The sequence below is a fragment of the Streptomyces sp. NPDC025273 genome (assembly GCF_040638585.1).
GTDB classification, from domain to species: Bacteria; Actinomycetota; Actinomycetes; order Streptomycetales; family Streptomycetaceae; genus Streptomyces; species Streptomyces cinereorectus.
The window spans coordinates 1-18,726 of sequence record NZ_JBEZYP010000021.1 but is presented as its reverse complement, the minus strand read 5'-3'; the positions used below and the strand labels follow the sequence as shown (position 1 = coordinate 18,726).

10 protein-coding genes are annotated in these 18,726 nt (G+C 69.3%); 4 read left to right on the top strand and 6 right to left on the bottom strand.

Annotated features, from left to right (window positions below; translation table 11 throughout):
- Positions 1 to 41: 41 nt before the first annotated feature.
- Entirely contained in the window at positions 42 to 353 is a 312-nt protein-coding gene (locus tag AB0F38_RS27170) for an NIPSNAP family protein (RefSeq protein ID WP_361898612.1), read from the bottom strand.
- A gap of 473 nt (positions 354 to 826) precedes the next feature.
- A complete protein-coding gene (locus tag AB0F38_RS27165; protein WP_361898609.1) occupies positions 827 to 1,669 on the bottom strand; it encodes a SigB/SigF/SigG family RNA polymerase sigma factor in 843 nt (280 codons plus the stop codon).
- Positions 1,670 to 1,976: 307 nt separating this feature from the next.
- Here AB0F38_RS27165 and AB0F38_RS27160 point away from each other — a divergent pair, with 307 nt between their 5' ends.
- Positions 1,977 to 3,164, top strand: coding sequence for a PP2C family protein-serine/threonine phosphatase (locus tag AB0F38_RS27160; protein ID WP_361898606.1), 1,188 nt, complete (start codon positions 1,977 to 1,979; stop codon positions 3,162 to 3,164).
- Between the two features lie 25 nt (positions 3,165 to 3,189).
- Here the strand turns inward: AB0F38_RS27160 and AB0F38_RS27155 are convergent, their stop codons facing one another.
- On the bottom strand, positions 3,190 to 3,687 hold the full coding sequence (locus AB0F38_RS27155; RefSeq protein ID WP_361898603.1) for a MarR family transcriptional regulator: 498 nt from the start codon (positions 3,685 to 3,687) through the stop codon (positions 3,190 to 3,192).
- A gap of 311 nt (positions 3,688 to 3,998) precedes the next feature.
- Here AB0F38_RS27155 and AB0F38_RS27150 point away from each other — a divergent pair, with 311 nt between their 5' ends.
- From AB0F38_RS27150 to AB0F38_RS27140, 3 genes are all read left to right on the top strand, one after another.
- Entirely contained in the window at positions 3,999 to 4,391 is a 393-nt protein-coding gene (locus tag AB0F38_RS27150) for an STAS domain-containing protein (protein ID WP_361898600.1), read from the top strand.
- Positions 4,392 to 4,892: 501 nt separating this feature from the next.
- Positions 4,893 to 7,211, top strand: a complete 2,319-nt coding sequence (locus tag AB0F38_RS27145; RefSeq protein WP_361898597.1) for a hypothetical protein — start codon at positions 4,893 to 4,895, stop codon at positions 7,209 to 7,211.
- 140 nt (positions 7,212 to 7,351) lie between these two features.
- Complete coding sequence (locus AB0F38_RS27140) at positions 7,352 to 13,360, top strand: hypothetical protein (RefSeq protein WP_361898595.1); 6,009 nt, start codon at positions 7,352 to 7,354, stop codon at positions 13,358 to 13,360.
- 363 nt (positions 13,361 to 13,723) lie between these two features.
- On the opposite strand, the gene AB0F38_RS27135 is transcribed toward AB0F38_RS27140, so the two are convergent.
- From AB0F38_RS27135 to AB0F38_RS27125, 3 genes are all read right to left on the bottom strand, one after another.
- Positions 13,724 to 15,448, bottom strand: coding sequence for a hypothetical protein (locus AB0F38_RS27135; RefSeq protein ID WP_361898592.1), 1,725 nt, complete (start codon positions 15,446 to 15,448; stop codon positions 13,724 to 13,726).
- Positions 15,449 to 15,776: 328 nt separating this feature from the next.
- Positions 15,777 to 15,953, bottom strand: a complete 177-nt coding sequence (locus AB0F38_RS27130; protein WP_361898589.1) for a hypothetical protein — start codon at positions 15,951 to 15,953, stop codon at positions 15,777 to 15,779.
- Between the two features lie 265 nt (positions 15,954 to 16,218).
- Positions 16,219 to 18,429: a helicase gene (locus tag AB0F38_RS27125; RefSeq protein WP_361898586.1), complete on the bottom strand. Its 2,211-nt coding sequence runs from the start codon at positions 18,427 to 18,429 to the stop codon at positions 16,219 to 16,221.
- Positions 18,430 to 18,726: the final 297 nt, after the last annotated feature.

Genomic DNA, 18,726 nt, shown 5'->3' with positions numbered 1-18,726 from the left:
CTCGGCACCGGGGCCGGTGTCGCCACGCACCTTCCGCCGGCCTAGGACGGGCCGTCGAGCGGCCGGAGGAAGCGGCGCTCGTACCGCTTGATGCAGCGTGTGTCACGAGCCAGGCCGAACGCTTCCTGGCACTCCGCGTCGGACATGCTGTCCGTGCGGTACTGCTCGTACGCGGCGAGGCTGGGAAAGGAGAAGAGGGCGTAGGCGATGTCGCTGTCACCCTCACTCGGCAGGAAGTAGCCGTGGTGCGTCCCACCGAAACGGTTGACGAGCCGGACCCAGCGACGTCCGTACTCCTCGAAGTCCTCGAGCTTGTCAGCGTCGATCTCGTACTTCAGATGAATGGTGATCATGCCTGCATGATGCCGTGTGACGGTTCGGACCCGAGGGCGTCCCTGCGCAGCCCGTCCACCGGCCGATGCCGATCCTTCGGGCCGTGTTCCTGGCAGGACGGGACCGAGCGCGCCGCCCGGACCGCGTGGTACCACTCCGGCTCCCACGGTGTCGGCTGCGTCGACGTCAGCCTGTCTCCGCGGCGACCTGCCGGATCACCGCATCACCTCACGTACCACCGAGGGCGGGAGCACCCGCGCGTCGTGGACACACGCGGCATACGGCGCCTGCCGGAAAGCCGTCCCTCACCTCGCCGCCGGACGCCACCCGGACATCCGGGCACCGCGACCGGCGGGAACGGCCGCAGCCGTTCCCGCCGGGTCCGTCCGATCTCCTCGCGCCGCACACATCCACGGCCTGTGTGCCGGGCGATCACCCGACCGGCCGGACACGGGGACGCGGGACGGGGGACTGGGCACGGCGGGGCAACGGTTCAGGCCAGCATGCCGGCGCGGAGCTTGCCGAGCGTGCGGGTGAGGAGGCGGGAGACGTGCATCTGGGAGACGTCGAGTTCGGCGCCTATCTGGGACTGGGTCATCTCCTGGCCGAAGCGCATCTCGATGATGCGACGCTCCCGGTCGTCGAGTTCTCCCAGGAGCGGGGCCAGGGCGTGCAGGTTCTCCACCGTCTCCATGGCGGAGTCCGGCTCGCCGAGAATGTCGGCGAAGGTGCGGGACGCCGTGCCCGGCTTCTCCCCGGTGTCGGTCGGCAGGTCCAGGGAGCCCGCGGTGTAGCCGTTCGACGCGATGATGCCCTCGATGACCTCGTCCTCGGAGAGATCCAGATATTCGGCGAGTTCCTTCGCCGTCGGGTCGCGGTCCAGGCGGGTGGAGAGTTCGTCCCGCGCCTTGGCCAGATCCACACGGAGCTCCTGCAGCCGTCGGGGAACGTGGACTGCCCAGGTGGTGTCGCGGAAGAAGCGCTTGATCTCGCCGACGATGTAGGGGACGGCGAAGGTGGCGAACTCGACCTCCCGGGAGAGCTCGAACCGGTCGATGGCCTTGATGAGCCCGATGATCCCGACCTGGGTGATGTCCTCCATGTCACCGCTGCCCCGGTTGCGGAAGCGGCGTGCGGCGAACCGGACCAGTGAGATGTTCATCTCGATGAGGGTGTTGCGCGCGTACTGGTACTCGCGCGTGCCCTCCTCCAGGACCTGCAGCTGCTCGAAGAACAGCGCCGACAGAGCGCGGGCGTCCTTCGGGGCCACCTTGCCCGCGTCCTCGATCCAGGGCAGCTCGCCGACGCGCTCCGGCGAAGCATCCGAAACCGACACCCCGTCGGTCGGTACGACTCTGGCAGTCTGTTCAGCAATCACTTCTGTTCCCACCCTCCCTGGTACTCAGCGCGCTTCCTGACGAGCCCCTGCCCCGACTGGGGAGGGCCATGCGCGTTGACGCGAATTATCTTGCTGCGCGGAAACAGTTGTCTCCTGGCATCGTAAGATGAACAGTGCCGACTGCCGGTGCGACCTCTTGGGCGCGCCGTGCCGGATCGGGTACAGGCCCCGTACGCTGGAGGCCGACGGCCAGGGCCCACGGACGGTCCGGGTTTCGGCACGGCATGACGAGAAACAGGATCACGTGGACAGATTCGCTGCCGTCGAGCGGGAGCTGCGCAAGGCCGCACCCCATCTGCTCCTCGACGTCGCCACGGCGGCTCTGCGGGAGCAGTACGACGTACAGGACGTGGAGTTGCGGCTCGCCGACTACGGCATGACCACGCTCCAGGTGGTGTCCGAGGCGCCTCTCGCCGAGCCGGTGCACGTACATGGCAGTCCGCAGGGGCGGGCCTTCGGCGCCCAGGAACCGTATGTGTCGCCGCGGACCACGACAGGGCCGGCGACCGCGCATCTGCCGGTGACCGTCCGGGGCGACCGGCTCGGTGTCCTCACCGTCACGGCGCGGGAGGGCGAGTGGTCGCATGCGGACCTCGCGGAGATACAGCAGATCTGCGAAGCGCTCGGCCACGAGATCCTGGTCGCCGAGCGGGACACCGACCTCTACCTCCTCGCCCGCCGCGCCACACGGCTGACCCTTGCCGCGGAGATGCAGTGGCAGTTGCTGCCCGGCCGCTCCGTGTCCCGTCCCGAATTCTCCCTGGGTGCCCACCTGGAGCCCGCGTACGCGATCCACGGCGACAACTTCGACTGGTCGGTGTCGGCCCATCACCTCACGCTCACCGTCACCAACGGTATGGGGGAGGGCATGGAGGCGGCTCTGCTGACCAATCTCGTCGTCAACGCACTGCGCAACGCGCGGCGTGCCGGCCTCGACCTTCCCGGCCAGGCCAGCCTCGCCGACCAGGCCGTCTACGCCCAGTACCGCGGCGCGCTGCACGCGTCGGTCCTGCTGCTGCGCTTCGATCTGGCCACGGGTGATGTGGAGGCCGTGGACGCGGGGTCCCCCCGCATGTGGCGGCTGAGAGGACGCGGTGTCGAGTCCGTCGACTTCGACGCACAGCTCCCCCTGGGCATGTTCGAGGAGACGGAGTACGTCGCGGAGCGCCTGCGGGTGGAGCCGGGCGACCGGCTGCTGATCGGTAGTGACGGTGTCTACGACAGCGCGTCGGCGGCGGGGGAGCACTACGGGCGGCGTGCCCTCGCGCGATCGCTGTCCGCGCATCGCTTCCTGCCGTCCGAGCAGGTGCCTCTGGCGGTGCTCCGCGATCTGCGGGACTACCGAGGTGCCGCACCGCTGGACGACGACGCCCTGGTCGTCTGCCTGGACTGGTTCGGCCGGCAACCCTCCACCGGCGACGCGCTGGTGTGACCCGCGCCGATCGGGCGGTCGGCCGCTATCCGGCCGACCGCAAGGGTCTCGCCCCGTCGCTGTCCTGCCCCGAGGGCGCTGCCGCGTTGCGGAAGGCCCTGAGCCCTTCGAGGAGCGAACGCCGCGCCTTGGCCGGCATGGCGTCGATCGTGGACATCAGTATCTCTTCCCTGCGCATACGCAGGTCGACGAGATATGCCTTGCCGTGGCTGGTCAGCCGGAGCTCCAGTTCCCGGCGGCTCACCGGGCTGGGTGCACGCTCGACGAAGCCCGTGGCCTGCAGCCGGTCGCACAGCCTGCTGACCGACGGGGAGGCCGATCCCAGGGCCTCGGCGAGCATCCGCAGATTGATGCCCTCCTCCCGGTCCAGCGTGTACAGCACGCGGAGCTGGGACGGGGAGACCGGGCCCGTCGGTACGGCTTCCCGTCCGTGCTCCCAGAGGACCTCGAGGAGTTCGACGAACTCGGAACCCTCACGGGCCGCATCCCGCGACCGGTGGTCGGGTTCGGGGTTCAGGCCCATGTCGATGTCACTCCGATCCGGCGTCGCGTCACTCGTCCGTCTGGCCGCCGGACCGAGCAATCGAGCCGGGCATCCGATGCGCTCGTGCGGAAACCCAGAACCGAGGATCCAGGACACACACGCGGCCCCGAATATCGTACCCCCGTCCGCAACAGGCTTCCGGGACCGCCGCCCGCCTCTGATGATTTCCTCATGACAACAGTTGTCATGAGGTACGGTTCGGCAGTCGACAACTGACGCGTGATCTTCCAGCGGGCCACGCCGCTCCTGCCACGACGGCGACCCGCTCCCGGCCTGGAGCACTGACACCCATGACGCACAGCCAGCCCCTCACCCTCACTGTCGGGCTCCCGGCGGACTCGATCGCCGTCCTCACCGTCGCGGGAGAGATCGATGTGGACAGTGCGCCGGCCTTGCGGACGCGGGCCCTGGAGCTGATCAGACAGGGCAGACCACACCTGGTCCTGGACATGGAGCCCCTGGAATTCTGTGACTCCTCCGGTCTCAATACGATGATCGCCATCCTGCGGTACGCGAAGGACCGGCACGGATCCCTGTCTCTGGCCGCCGCACCACCACACCTCACGAGGCTGCTGGACGTCACGGGGGTCGGCGAGCTGATACCCGCGCTTCCCACCAAGGCCGAGGTCCTGACCCACATCACGATGTCCGGCGGCGCACCGGAGAACCCGGAGCTCTGCTAGGCGGGCACGAGCTCGCCGAACTGCTCGCAGTCCCTGGTCACCCGAGCGCGACGAGGCGGTCGAGTGACGAGCCGGGTAGTCGAGGCGAGCGGCCGGGACGCCGACCGGATCAGTCGTGGTCGCCAGATCATGCGGGGTGCCAGTAGGGAAGAGGTACTGTTCGCATCGGCGCCTGCCTGCCGGGGTGCAGAGGCCGGAACAGGATCTTCAGGAGGTGTCCCCTCCGCGATTCCGGTCATTCCACGGATTTCCCAAAGAGTCCTGTGGTGAACTTTCCGTTAGGCCATGCATGGCCCCCGAGCACGGCCCTGTCTGCTCCCGGGAGGACTCCGGCCGTGCGGTGGGTGATGAGGCGTGTGGTCGGAGCAGAAGCAAGAGGGGAGGTAGGTGCTTGATCGATGAACAATCGATTCTGGGTCATGCGGGTGCGGCTGCGACCCGGGAGTCAAGAGGGCGCCGACTCCGAATTCAGAGGGCGGACACGCGACGATGGCGCGCACTGTGACCGGCACTGACCCGTGGCGTCCCTACGAGCACGAACCCGTGCTCACTCCGGCGATGACCGGCGGGCACAGTGCCACTCCAGTCCCGGAGATGGACCGGCTGCGTAGGTATGTGGAAGCCGTGGTCGCCGATAGGCAATGTCCGGTGCATACCGCGGTGGCCTTCAACGCCGCTTACTTCGGCTACGAACTCGCCGGCGAGGGCTACGGCAACGGAGCCTTCGATATCGACGCTTTCCCGACGCTGACCCTGGGCGACGAGGCACCGGCCCTCCCTGTCGGAGCGCTCGTCCGCATCGAAACCGGCTCCGATCCGCTGTATGCCGAAATCGTGCACAGGGAGGGCCGACATTCGGCTGCGTCGGAACACGATCACTTCCCGTCCTGGGTGTCCGGGGCACCCGCCGGTGCGACGGGGGCGGGTGACCGTGACGAACCGCCTGACCCGCTGCGCCGAGAGCTGCTGGTTCCCGACTTCATGGTCTTCGGGCCGGCGCTTCAGCTCAGTGAGGCCAAACTTGCCCGCTTCCGAGCCCGGCAGAAGTGGCTCGACAAAGACGGACACGTCGTTGTGGACGCCCGCTACGCCTCCACGCGTCAGGCACGCTTGGACCCGACCGTAGCCTTCGTGGATCACCTGCTCACCCACCAGCGGGAATCGCTGCTGAGCCCTCTCGTGCCGGTGTCCATCGTGCAACTGGCGGGCGGAACGGGGCAGAAACGGTTACAACAGGCGCTGGCCGGACTGCTCGACACGGTAGCCCACGCCCTGCGTGCCAGCGACGCACTGCGCTGCTGGGGCCACTACGCGCTGACCCGCACGCGCATCGGGGCCGGACTCACGAAGGACGGTCCGCTGGGCGGAGCGGACCTCCGCGCCCTCACCGCCTCCGTCGAGCGAGCTGCGGCTCCCCCGGCTGGCCGCCGCCATAATGTGCACGGTCCGCGTACCACGTACACGGCGGTCGGACCTTGGTTGCGCGGGATCGACGGTGCCGAGCCGCTGCTCACCGGTGTGGAGTACGCGGTCTCGGTGTGCCGGGCAAATCTTGCGCTTGCAGACTTCGTGCGCGGGGACACCGACAACGGGCTGTGTGGCGGAAGCGGCGTGCGCATCACGCTGGACGACGGCTTCGAAGGAGGCGGAGTCTGGCGTTCGCACCACCCCGGGGCGGAGGAGAGCGACGGCAGTGATCCGCTCGTTCCAGCGGGGCGCGGATGGCGAGACGCGCTGGATCCACCCGAGGCGCGAGGCATCGCCGTGCCGCAGCAGCGCGACCCGGCCAAGGAAGCGGCCGGAGCCGAACCTGTCGAAGCGGATTTCGTCGAGGAGGAGTTGCCCGACGCACCGCTTGCCGACGAGAGAGCCGCCGATGACACGATCGGCGGTAGGGAATACCTCCGGATCACCGACAGCGAAGTCTCCTGGCAGATCCCCCTGCGCCTGGTTCATCTCGCGGAGGGCCGGCTGCCGCTGAGCCGGCTGGTCCGCGACGGGCTGCTCCTGCTCGGTATGGATCGTCTGAGTGTCCAGCTCGAAGTGCTCCACCACAACGGGAATGGCGGTCAGGTGGTCACCGCTGACCTTACCGAGGCAACCGGTATGCTCCGCGGCCTCCAGTGGCCCGCCGATTTCTTCCCAGGGATCCGCGTATACGTGCAGTGGCCACGTGGCGGTACGGTGTTCAGGCTTTCCACGGTCGAGCTCGGAGAACCTGTCGAGATCGACGGAGAGATCATCACGCATCGCTACGACCCCCAGGTACTGACCCGCGACGGTGCCCCGGGGAGCAGCCGGAGCAGTGATTCGGCCGTCGGGCTCGACTCTCGGAGCCTCGTGCTGCGTGCCGTCCGGCGCTGTGGCCTGCTCACGCCCGACGGCCACGCTTTGCTGGACCGTGTGGCTCTCCCGAGAGTCGTCTACGCGTCGGTCCCGTCCGTACACCAGCACACTGCACTGGAACGGGCGCTCGGTGAACTCCTCGCCGCGCAGCACCTTTACGCGGAGACCGGCAGCCGAGGGGCGGACGGCCAGCCGCACTACCCTGCCCGCGACGACGAACGCCCGATTCCGCTGATCGGCTATGAGCCGAGCCTTGTGGCGGTGTCACGGTCCGGCGCTCGGCACGAGGTGCTGCAGTTCACGAGCGTCGAGCACTTCGTCCACGGCTTCGTACGGCGACTTCCCCATGGCTGGGAGCCGACAGACGCGCAGCGGGATGCCTACCGCGAGCACTGCCGCCATGTCGGGAAGGCGGACGGATGGGAGCTGCCCGCGGGCTACACCTTCGTCACCGCCCATTCCCGCCGACGCTGACCGTCCGGGTGGTCACCGGGAGGGAAGCAAGCCCTTCGGTGACAACCGCCGCCTTCCCATATGCCACCGCACATCCATCGCATCGATGAACAAGAGGTCGATACTGAATGCAAGTCAGCCACCCTGTGGGGAAAGCCCCTATGTTCCCTTCGCCCGACACTCCTGTCGATCTCATCGACCATCTCGCCGCAGCACTCGACGGACTCGGTCCGGTGCTGGACTCGTCCCTCGGTGAACTCACTGTGGAAGAAACCGAGTTTGCGCTGAACTCACTCAATCCGCAGGATCGTCAGGCCATCATGCGTCGGCTCGGCTTCCGAAAGGTTGAACCACGCCGCTTCGGCCGGGTGCTGAGCGAACAGGTGCTCAAGCGGATGAGGCGGTTGGAGCCTGCTTCGGACCGCAGACACGTGGTGTCGCACCTGACCGCTCGGGTCAGCAACGATGTCGTCTGCGCCGCCTACGTACACACTTCTGCCCAGCAGGAGGATGTAACGGTGGACCGGTGGGGGCCACGCCTTGTCTGCCTCGCATTGTTCTCCCACCTCAAGGCGTCGGCGTTCGACGCCCGCGTGCTGATGTGGGCTTCCCGGCACGACTGGTGCGGTGCCGACGCGGGCGATGAGGCCCGCGAGGCGGTGACGGAGGCAGCCCAGCGGGTGATCGACGCGACGCCCGGTTTTGGTCTTCTGCCCGTCACGGAGGAGGCCGGGGCGGCAGAGGACTGCCAGGAAGGAACAACCGTTCCGGTCCCAGGGCAGACCCGGAGCGAGGCACCGGAGCAACTCACAGCAGAGTGCGCACCCAAGCAGGAGCAGAGGGAAGCGGACCAGAAATCGACACCCGGCCCGGTCTCTCCGGATGACCTCGCCTCGGCGGGAGCGGGGCTGCAGGACACCGTCGACGCAGCACGGGAAGCCGTGGAGCGGGTGCGGGGCGCCCTGTTGGACGGCATCCCGCCCAACCCCGCCGACCTGGCGGTACTCGCCTCTGTCACGCCTGCCTTCGCCCGGGTGCATGATCTCCTTGCGACAGTCGAGGTCACAGGCGTCGCCGATCGTCTCGCGGAACTGCTTTCGGCTATCGACGCCTTCCGGGTGACCACGGAGAAGCACGAGAGGAGTGAGCGGGCCCGCCACCTCCTGGCCACCGTGCTGACCCTCTGCTGCGCGCCGGGCAGCCCGGTGGACGAGGTGATCACGGACGCCCGCCAGCGAGCCGGGGAGCTGCTCACAAAAGGTGAGTGGGACGAGCAGGACGACGCCACGGTTCGGTTTCTCACCCTGCTGGTGCGCCTTGTCGGACTCAAGGGGGAACCAGGAGCCGAGTCGGCGATCGTGGAAGTGCAGCAGCAACTGTCGCTGGCGCACCCTTCGTACGCGGTGGCAGCCGTCCTGTACGACCAGATCTCCGTGGCCACCGGCGACGACACCGCCGTCCCGTCGCACACCGATGAGACCGCGGCGGGCGAGCAGGACCTCGCTGCTGCCGCGGAGCCCGAGCGGCCGGTCGAGCCGATCAGTGTGCCCGGTGCCGGTGCGCCTCCCCCCGAACCGCCTGCCCGAACTGGCACCTCCGAGCCCTCCAGCCCGCCTGCGGCGCCGACCGTCATTCCTCAATCCCGTGAGCTCGTGGTGTCGGTCGCCGTCGCACCATCCGCTTCCGTCGCTGGCACGGAACCGGGATCGACCGGAGTAACTGCCGCTGGTACCCGACCGGAAGACATCGAGCAGACACTGGCCCGCCTCGTCGCCGAGAAGCGGTTCGGACTGGCCGCCCACCTGTCGCAGACAGCCGGACGCAGTACTGCAGAGGCCACTGTGCTGCGCCTGTCCGCCGTCTCGAGCCTTCTGAACCCGCGCTCCGACCGTGCAGCCCGCTTCGTCGAAGACTCACTGCACGAGTGGGACGTACAGGAGGACGCAGCAGCCGGCGGGCTGGAACTGCTCTTGCTGCCGGTTCTCGTCCGCGCTGCGCTCGCGACCGGAGCCCCGGTCGTCGGAGCGCAGCTCCGGGCCCTGTCACAACATTTGCCCGACACCCTCCAGCAGGTGGCGGGGGAGGTCGCGGAACGCACCCTGAACAGCGCGTTGCTGCTCGCCCCGCTGCACACTGTCGTCGCTGACGCCTCGCAGAGTGAGAGTCGCGTGGAGGAGACGGTCGAAGCGTGCCGGAACCTGCTCGTGCCCCCGAGGATGCGTTTCCAGCGGGCCTCCCAGATGGTGAAGCAGTGGCTGATGCCACAAGGGCTGCTCGGAAGCGTCCTGACAGCTGTCGTGGACGGTGCCACAGATGCTCAGGAGCGCGCGACCGCCCTCCTGGAGCAGTTGGACCGGCCCGCACGCGTCGAGGACGAGATCGACCGTATGGACGGCGGACTGCGAGGTACCGGCGGACGCGCCATCCACGGGGCCGGACGGACCAACATCCGTCAGTTCGTGGAGCGGGTGCGTGGCGCTGTCTGGGAATGGCACACTGCTCAGCGCGCATGGGGTGTCGCCCGGTCCGAGGAGACGGTCTGGGCGGCCGAATCGGTGGCCGGTCTGCGGTTGACCCTGCTCGGGCTGCGCAAGGACGCTCTGGGTGAGCTGGCCTCCGCGGGCCAGCGGTCCCGCCCGGTGACCGGGGCTGCAGTCCATGCCGCCAGTGAGATGTTCGGAACAGTTTTTGATGAACTCGAGTCCGCATCAGCCCGGACACCTCACACGATCGAGACCGACGTCACCGAGCTCTTGGACATCGAGCTGTACAAGCTGTCCGACTATCCGGGTACGCCCGGTACGGTTCCCACGGTGTCCGCGCTGCTGACAGCCGTGGACAGGACGTGGGACGACGCGATCGATGCCCAGATCGCTCGCGACGGATTCGCCGCCGTCAGGACCATTCTGCGCCTGGCGCAACTCGGTGTGTTGCCTGCGGCCAACGAACTGAAGGTGTCCGAGGAGCGCCTCGCCGGGATTACCCGGGTTGAGCGAGGGCGGCATGGTGCCCTTGCCGAGACGGCCCGTGCGCTTGGGACCGAGCTGCGCCGCGCCCAGGCGGACGGGGCGCTCACCGACGAGCAGGACGTCAATCTCTCGGAGCTGCTCGCGGACACCACTCCGCGCACCGAGAGCGGTGAGCCACGCGAGCTGGCGGTGATCCGGCGCAACCTGGACAAGGTCGCAGAGCTGCTGCCCAGCTATCGGAACCAGGCCGCCGACCGGCTGCGAGCTCGCCTCGCGGCCCTGACCGACGTCAGCGAGGACGACCGCAAGCGCGTCCTGCACAACCTTGACACCGACAGCCTGGCCACGGCCGCGGAGCTGGTCTACTTCCTCGAACTGGGGGAGCCGGTACCGGAGATCAGGGCGCAGGAGTCACACTTGGAGTCGTTCCTCCCTGAGGTGCCCGACGCGCTGCCTGACGGCATCACGCCTGCGCTGATCCAGGCCGTCCGCTCCCGCGAGCGGATCGGTGACCTGGCTTCGCTCGACTACTCGTCTCTGTCGGAAGGAGAAGCTGGACGCGCCGCGGAAGCACTGGAGCGGTGGAGCAAGCTCGCCTCCGCACGGGAACGGGCCAACATCAATCCGCGCGAGGACCTCACTCCGGCCCTGGCCCTGCTCGGCTTCGAGGCCAAAAGGGCACGGCCGCTGCACGGGCTGCCTTACGGCAAGGACTACCGGTTCTTCGAACTGTCGGAAACCCAGGTCACCGGACGCGCCTGGGCACCGGCCTTCGGCTCGCAGATCAAGGACCGCGGCAACAAGCTCCGTGCCCTGCTGATCTGGGGGAGCCCGGCAGCGAAGCTGCTGGTCAGCCGTATCTCCCAGGACCCCGATGAGAGCAGTCTGCTCGTTGTGCATTTCGGTACGCTCGACAGCAGGACGCGCACCGAACTCGCTGCCGCCTCGCAGGGCAGCAAGCCCATCCTGGTCCTCGATGACGCCGCCCTCGCCTACCTCGCCGCGCACGGCAACCGGCGGGTGGACGCAGCGACCGAGACACTGCTGCCGTTCTCGGGCGTGAACCCTTACATCAAGGAGAAGCGAGGTCAGATCGGCCGTGAAATGTTCTACGGCCGAGACCGGGAAAGGGCCAGCATCATCGACCCGGCCGGAACGCAGATCATCTACGGCGGCCGAGGCCTAGGCAAGTCCGCGCTGCTCGCCGATGCGGGCGACCGGTTTGTGGAGCAGCGTCCAGGCTCGTACCGCAAGCTGTACCTCAACCTCGACAAGATCGGCATCGGCAAGGGCACCGCTCTCGGTGCCGCGGCGATCTGGACCACGCTGGACCAGGAGCTGACCAAGGAAGGCGTCCTGGAGGAGCCCCGTCGCAAGGGCCCCAGGCCCGAGGCATGGCAGCGGGTCACGGACGGTATTGCCACGTGGCTGGAGCAGGACGCCGATCGGAGGCTGCTCATCCTGCTCGACGAGTGCGACCGCTTCTTCGAGGCGGACGTACCCGAGTGCACGGAGACCCGCCGACTGCGTGGTCTGGGGGAGGACTCCCGTGGCCGGGCCAAGGTGGTCTTCGCCGGTCTGCACTCGGTACAGCGCTTCACCCGGATCGCCAGGAACGGCCCGTTCAGCCATCTGGCGCAGACACCGACCGTCGTTGGACCGCTCACCCCGCAGTTCGCCGCGGACCTGATCGTCCACCCGATGCGGGCTCTCGGCTTCGAGTTCGCCGACGTCGATCTCGTCAACCGGGTGCTCGGGTTCTGTTCCTACCAGCCGTTCCTGCTGCAGATTTTCGGCAGCAGGATGGTGCAGGTCATGCAGGGCAAACGATCCAGGCAACCCCTCACACCGCCGCCCTACACCATCGAAGCCGACGACGTGGACGCGGTGGAGCAGGATGCCTCGCTGCGCTCGGACATCACCGCGGCGTTCAAAGACACCCTCGCCCTCGACGACCGCTACAACGTCATCGCCAACGTCCTGGCCCAGCACGCCCGGGACAACGGTCTGGAGACCCGGCTCAGCGACCGCGAACTGCGCGACGAGTGCGCAGGCTGGTGGCCGCAGGGTTTCGACAAGCTGGACAGCGAGGGCTTCCGGGCCTACCTGCAGGAGATGGTAGGCCTCGGGGTCCTGGCACCCAACCACGACGGACAGGGCTGGCACCTCCGCGGCCCGAACGCCCTGCGCATGATTGGCACCGCCCAAGAGATCGAGGCGCGACTCCTGGGCGCCGAGCGGGAGTCGCGGCTGGAGGAGGCCGTTGTCCTGGAGAGCAGGCCCGGACTCGACGACGGACGACGCTCCGCACCGCTGACGATCGAGCAGATCGACCGCCTGCTCGGCGAAGGTGGCAACCAGGTGCGGATCGTGCTGGGCACCCGGGCGACGGGCATCGCGGATGTGGAGCGCACCTTGCGGGACGCCACCGGCCGGGTGGCTGGCTGGACGCTGCCGGCGATCGGCAACGCCAACGCCTACCGCAGGGCACTCGCGGCCGGCCGGGCCGCCGAACGGCGGCTGATCATCAGCGACCTCGCGCTGTGCAGCGACAAGCCCTGCAGAGAATCCCTGGAACAGGCCAGGACGATCCTTCCCGAGGCCGTTGGCGCCACCCGGTCCGTGGTCCTGGTGTCCAGCGCTGCCCAGCTCGACTTCTGGCGGGATCTGTTCGACGAGCCGGAGGCGGCGGAGCGGCTCGGCGCGGCTGCCGACGCCATGATGGTGGTGCTGCGCCGGTACGACCAGCGCAGCCTGCGGGACTGGGCGCAATACCACAGTGCCTATGAGGCCGAGGAGAGGCTGACCCGGCTGGCCTTGGCCACCGGCGGCTGGCCCTTCCTGCTGGATCGTCTCCTGGAGCTGCGCGAACGGTACCGCGATCAGGACCGCGCCTTGGCCGAACTGGAGCAGTGGCTCGGACGGAAGGAGAGTGCGGAGGAGTTCGTCGAGGCGGTGGGCCTCTGGGAGAACGAGTCGGTGAGGGCCGTGTATGGCGCTGTTGTCGAGCAGCTCGGCACCGGCTGGAACTCCGCCGCCGACTGCACGGCTGCGGCCGAACTGACGGGCCTCACTCCCGATGACGCACGTAGGGCGCTCCTGTGTCTGGAAGCCCTCCAGGCGCTGGACCGCGACGTCAACCGCGTGCGTGTCGAGCCGGTCCTCCACGCGGCGTTGGGGGCCCTCGACGCGAAGGAGTGACGTTGCCCTGTGAGGGCCGGGGTGCTCCGGCCCTCACAGCTCCCTCGTCAGGGCCGGAGCGCCCGCGGTGAGGGCAGATCGCATGACGCCCGGACGCCCTTGCGGCTGGGCGGGTACGGATCCGTGCCCAGCCCAGCGGCAGCCAGTATCCGCCCGCAGGAGCAGGCCGCGGCTCGACTCGGGGCCGTCCTCACTCGCGATGCGTGCGACTTCCACGCCGTGCGGTACGGGGCTTTGTGCAACCCGGCTGGGACCACCGTGAGCAGGTCCAGGCCCTTGCCACCTCACCGATCACCTGCTCTCCACCGAGGAGATCACCCCCGCTTCTCGCCGGCCTGCTCGAGATCCAGCCGTCCGCTGTCGTCAGCCCAGTGCCTTCGTGCACGTCGTGGCGGAGCCGTCGCTGATGCAGGCGCGCACGTACTGCCCGGACGTCGCCTTCATCTCCGTATCGCCCGCGACCTTCTGGTACGAGCCGTCCGGCTGCCTGTCCTCGAGCCAGACGGTCACGCCCTGGCCGGTCGTGTGCGCCCAGGCGTAGTAGTCGGAGACCGACCAGACAGGACGGGAGCCGCTGAGCGTGACCGCCGCGCCACCGGGGAGCGCCGCCGTCGCCCAGCCGGTGGCGACCGAGGCCCACTTCGTGACGGAGGACGGCTTCACGCCCTCGCACTCCTCGCCGGGGGTGCAGGGACCGACCGGCCCTTCCGCGTCGGTCATGTCGATGTTGTTGCCCTGGTGGGTGGCGAAGGCCCAGTTCGTGCCGTCGACGACCAGCCCGGCGATCTGCTTGCCGGACAGCGGGTCGATCGGCGTCATCCTCGTCGTCCCGGATGCGGTCAGCCCGGTGCCCGGAACGGCCACCGGCCGCTGGGCTCGCGAGTCCGCGCCGGACGCGGTGTGTGTCATCAGGGTGGCGGAGACCCCGTCGCGGCCGGGCGGGAGCTCGGCCTCACCCCAGTAGTAGAAGTGGTGCGGGTCCCAGGCCGGGCGTCCTTCGTAGATCTTCAGCCGGCCGCCCTGGTAGATGTTCGCGTCCTCCACGAGGCTCGGCTCGTAGTTCGGCATCCACTCGGTGACCGTCGCCGGGTCCACGTCCTGGCAGGGCAGCACCGCGCAGGGCGCCTCGGTGGGGGCGGTCGTCGTCGCCTCCGGGTCCCTCGTGCAGGCGGTGCCGCTGCTGTCGCTCACGCATGCCCGCAGCTCCGGCAGCCAGGAGTACGCCCGGGTGGAACCGGAGCTGGTGCGCGAGGCTCCCTCGGGCGTGAACTCCGTGTACACCTCGCCCCATCGGCCTGACCCCTGCCACGCCTCCAGCCAGAACCGGCCCCCGGCCGGCAGCTCTCCCTCGGCCCAGCCCAGGTAACTGCCCTGCTTCAGCCGGCCGTGGGCCTTCTGCACCGTGGCGCCGGACGGCAGCTGGACACGGTCGTACTCGGAGCGCTCGACATAGGACCAGTCCGACACCGCGATCGCGTCCGGATCGGCTTCGGAGCACCAGCCCGCGCAGGGGCCGGCGGGCACCACCTCGGACGTGATGGCGTTGACGCATCCCGTCTCCTCGCCGTCGGTCACGCAGGCGGCGTTCGCGTGGACCACTCCGTACCGCGTGGTCTCGTACACGTACATGCCCGTCGTGCCGCTGGTGTCCCGGTACGAACGCGGATGCTCGAGTGCCGACTTGATGTTGATCCCGTCACCGAGATTCTCCTCGGTCTTCAGCCACGCCCGTCCCTTGCCCGCCCCGGCACCGCTGAACTGCACCTCGGCCCAGGAGTAGACCCAACCGGCCGTGTCCCAGGCGGGCTTGCCCGTGAACAGCTTGACGCGCGTCCCCGAGGCCAGCACGGCCTCCTTGACCACCTTCGGCGCGCCGCCCGACTGCCACCCCGTTACGGCCCCGGGGTCCGACCCCTGACACGGCAGCTGCGGACACGGTGCCGGACCGGCGGCACGCGCCGCTCCCGCCGCCGCCGGCGCGGTCAGCAGCGTGGCGCCCAGGGCCACCACGACCAGCGGGACGACCCGCCCCCGTAACCGCCTCCACAAGCCGCGCCGCACCCCCCGAGATTCTGTGTCGCTGTTCATCGCATCCCCCTCCGCGTGATGAGCCCATGACTCACGCGATGCAACCCCCCGTCCCTCTCCCGCTCCTCTTCCCGGCGTCTTGGCGTGCGCGGGCCGGCTCTGTCATCCCACCGGCCGGCCACGATGTCTCGCGAGCGAACCCGGATCACGGCTCGTCGTCAACCCCGTTGCCGGTCCGGCGTCCGCCCGGGGGCGGACCCGCCGATCGGCGCGGACCGGTCCGCGGACGGCGCCGGCGCCCCGCGGTCTTCCACGGGGCGCCGGGACCCGGCTCCAAGGAGGCGCTGGCAGCGGCGCTCGCGCGACTGCGCGCGGCACCTGGCCGTGGTCAGCGCCTACGGGACCTGGCCTGCAGGCCGCTGCCGACGCCCGCCACATGCAGGGCCAGCAGAGTCAGTCCGATCAGCATGACGTTCACCGAGGCGAATACCTCGTTGGTGGAAATGTCGGCGGCGTTGATCAGGAAAGCGATGAAGAACAGTACTGCCGCGGCTATACCCAGCATGACGCAACTCCTTTTCGGTCGGCGAAGGACGTCTGCCCCCGAAATCGGGAAGCAGACCGGATTCCCGACGTGTCACCGCTCTGTCACAGAAGGCCGACGGGCGGCAACTTCCCCTGCGCGTCGCGGATCCGACCCGCGACCGCGACCCATCACTCACCCGCACAGGGGAGCAGATCATGACCCACAGAGGTTCCAGGGCCGTTGCCGCTGCGTCATTGCCGAAGAGGGCGGGGGCGGGCCGGCGGCAGCACCGCGGCCGGGGCCGTCAGCGCAGAGCCTCGGGCAGTCCTTCCCGGTGGACGATGCCCAGGCGCTGCGTGGCGCGGGTCAGCGCCACGTACAGGTCGCTGGTCCCGAACCGGGCCGGCTCCACGACCAGCACATGGTCGAATTCCAGCCCCTTGGCCTGGCGTGGGGCGAGGAGCACCACCCGTCGGGTCAGATCGGGCTCGGCACCGGCCGTGACACCGTCCAGCGGGGCGGCGATCTCCTCGTGGAGCGCGACCGGTGCGATCACCGCGAGGCGTCCCTCCGCGGGCGTCAGCTCCGAGACTGCCGTCGCGACCGCGTCACCCAGATCCGCACCGGCCTTCCGTGTCCACGGCACCTCGCCGGTGGACCGGACCGAGCCGGGCGGCTCGAAGGACGGGTCCCCGGCCCGTACGACCCTGGCGGCCAGCTCCATGATCTCGGCGGGCGTACGGTAGTTGACGCCGAGCCGGACGTGTTCGTAGCGGTCACCTACGTACGGCCGCAGGATCGTTTCCCACGAGCCGGTCCCGGCTTCCTCGGAGGTCTGCGCCGGGTCGCCGACCAGGGTCAGCGAGCGGGTCGGTGACCGGCGCATCAGCAACCGCCAGGCCATCGGCGACAGTTCCTGCGCCTCGTCGACGACGATGTGCCCGAAGGCCCAGGTCCGGTCGGCGGCAGCGCGTTCCGCCGCGCTGCGGTGGTCGGCCTCCTCCTGCCGTTCCGCCATCCGCTCGGCGTCGATGATGTCATGGGCGGAGAGGACCTCGGACTCCTCGTCCTCGAACTCGAAGGTCTCCGAGCCCCGCGACAGCTCCAGGACGCCCTGCGCGTACGCGACGCGCTCCTGGCGCTCGGCCTCGGCGGCGGCCCGCTCGGCGCTGTCGTCCGTCCCGAGCAGCTCCGCGGCCTCGTCGAGCAGCGGGACGTCGGCCGGGGTCCACTCCCCGGCGCCGTGCGCGCGCCGGACGGCGTCGGCGTCCTCGTCGGCCACGTACACGGGCTTCGCCAGATAGTCCGCCAGGAACCCCTCCGGAGTGAGTACCGGCCACAGCTCGTCGACGGCGGCGTGCACCTCCTGGCTGACCGCGACGTTCTTGCCCAGCTGGGCGATGTCGTCCGGGCCCAGGAAGTTGGGGCCGCCGTACGGGTCCGCACCGATGCGCTCGGCGAGTTGCGTGGTGAGGGCGTCGATGATCCGGAAGGCGAAGTACGGGCGGGCGAGGTTGTGCGGCAGGCGGGTGTCGCGGGCCGACTGCCGGGCCTCGTAGGCGATCTCCCAGTCGAGGACGAGGTCCCCGTCGTCGTGCGGGACGACCATCGGGGCACCGGGCTCGGGCAGTCGCTGCCGGTCGCGGACGGCGAGGGCGAGCGCCTCGGCCATCTGCTCGCCGCCCTTGACGGCGGCGGCGCGGGGGGTGTCGGTGCCTCGTGCGTGGACGCCCGGGAAGAGCTCTGCCGGGGTGGCGAGCAGGACACCGGTCTCGCCGAGCGAGGGCAGCACCTCGCCGATGTAGCGCAGGAAGGCGGGGTTGGGGCCCACGATGAGGACGGCGCGTCTGGCGAGCAGCTCGCGGTGCTCGTACAGCAGGAAGGCCGCCCTGTGCAGCGCGACCGCCGTCTTGCCCGTGCCCGGGCCGCCCTCGACGACGAGTACGCCCTGGTGCGGGGCGCGGATGATCCTGTCCTGCTCCGCCTGGATGGTCCGCACGATGTCGCCCATGCGGCCGGTGCGGGCGGAGTCCACGGCGGCGAGCAGCACGGCGTCACCGCTCGGGTCCTCGAAACCGGTGCGCTCCCGGTCCCCAGGGTCGAGGATCTCGTCGTGCAGCTCGGTGACGACACGGCCCTCGGTGGTGAGGTGCCGGCGCCGGCGCAGCCCCATCGGTGTGTGCCCGGTGGCGAGATAGAAGGGGCGGGCGACCGGGGCACGCCAGTCGATCAGCATCGGTGTGTGTGCGGTGTCGTCCTCGCGGATCCCGATCCGGCCGATGTGGTGCGTGACGCCGTCGGAGAGGTCGATGCGGCCGAAACACAGCGAGCCGTCCACCGCGTCGAGGGCAGCCAGCAGGCCCGAGCGTTCGGCCACGAGCACATCGCGTTCGAGGCGTGCCTGCAGGCCGGTCCCGACCGGCGTCAACGCGTCCTCGACGGCGTGCGAGGCGACCCCACGCAGTGCGTCGACACGGTCGTGGAGCCGGTCGATGAACTCCTGCTCCCTCTGCAACTCGGTGCTTTCCCTATTTGACAAAATGGCTCCCAGCCGGTTACTTTATTTCTTGCAGGCCCCCGGTGCGGGGCCTTTTCTGTGGGCACACAGAAGAAATCAATATACGCGAGAGAATCCCCGGTCCACCATCGTGGACCGGGGATTCTCTCTGTGCCGTCGGCAATCGCGGGCCATCGCGTCCGCGGCCGCCGCGCGGCCGGGTGGTTCAGTCCCAGCGGTCCTGGTTGATGAAGCTGCTGTAGGCCCGCCAGGAGTTGGGTCCCATCGCCCCGTCGATCGGGCCGGTGTAGCCGT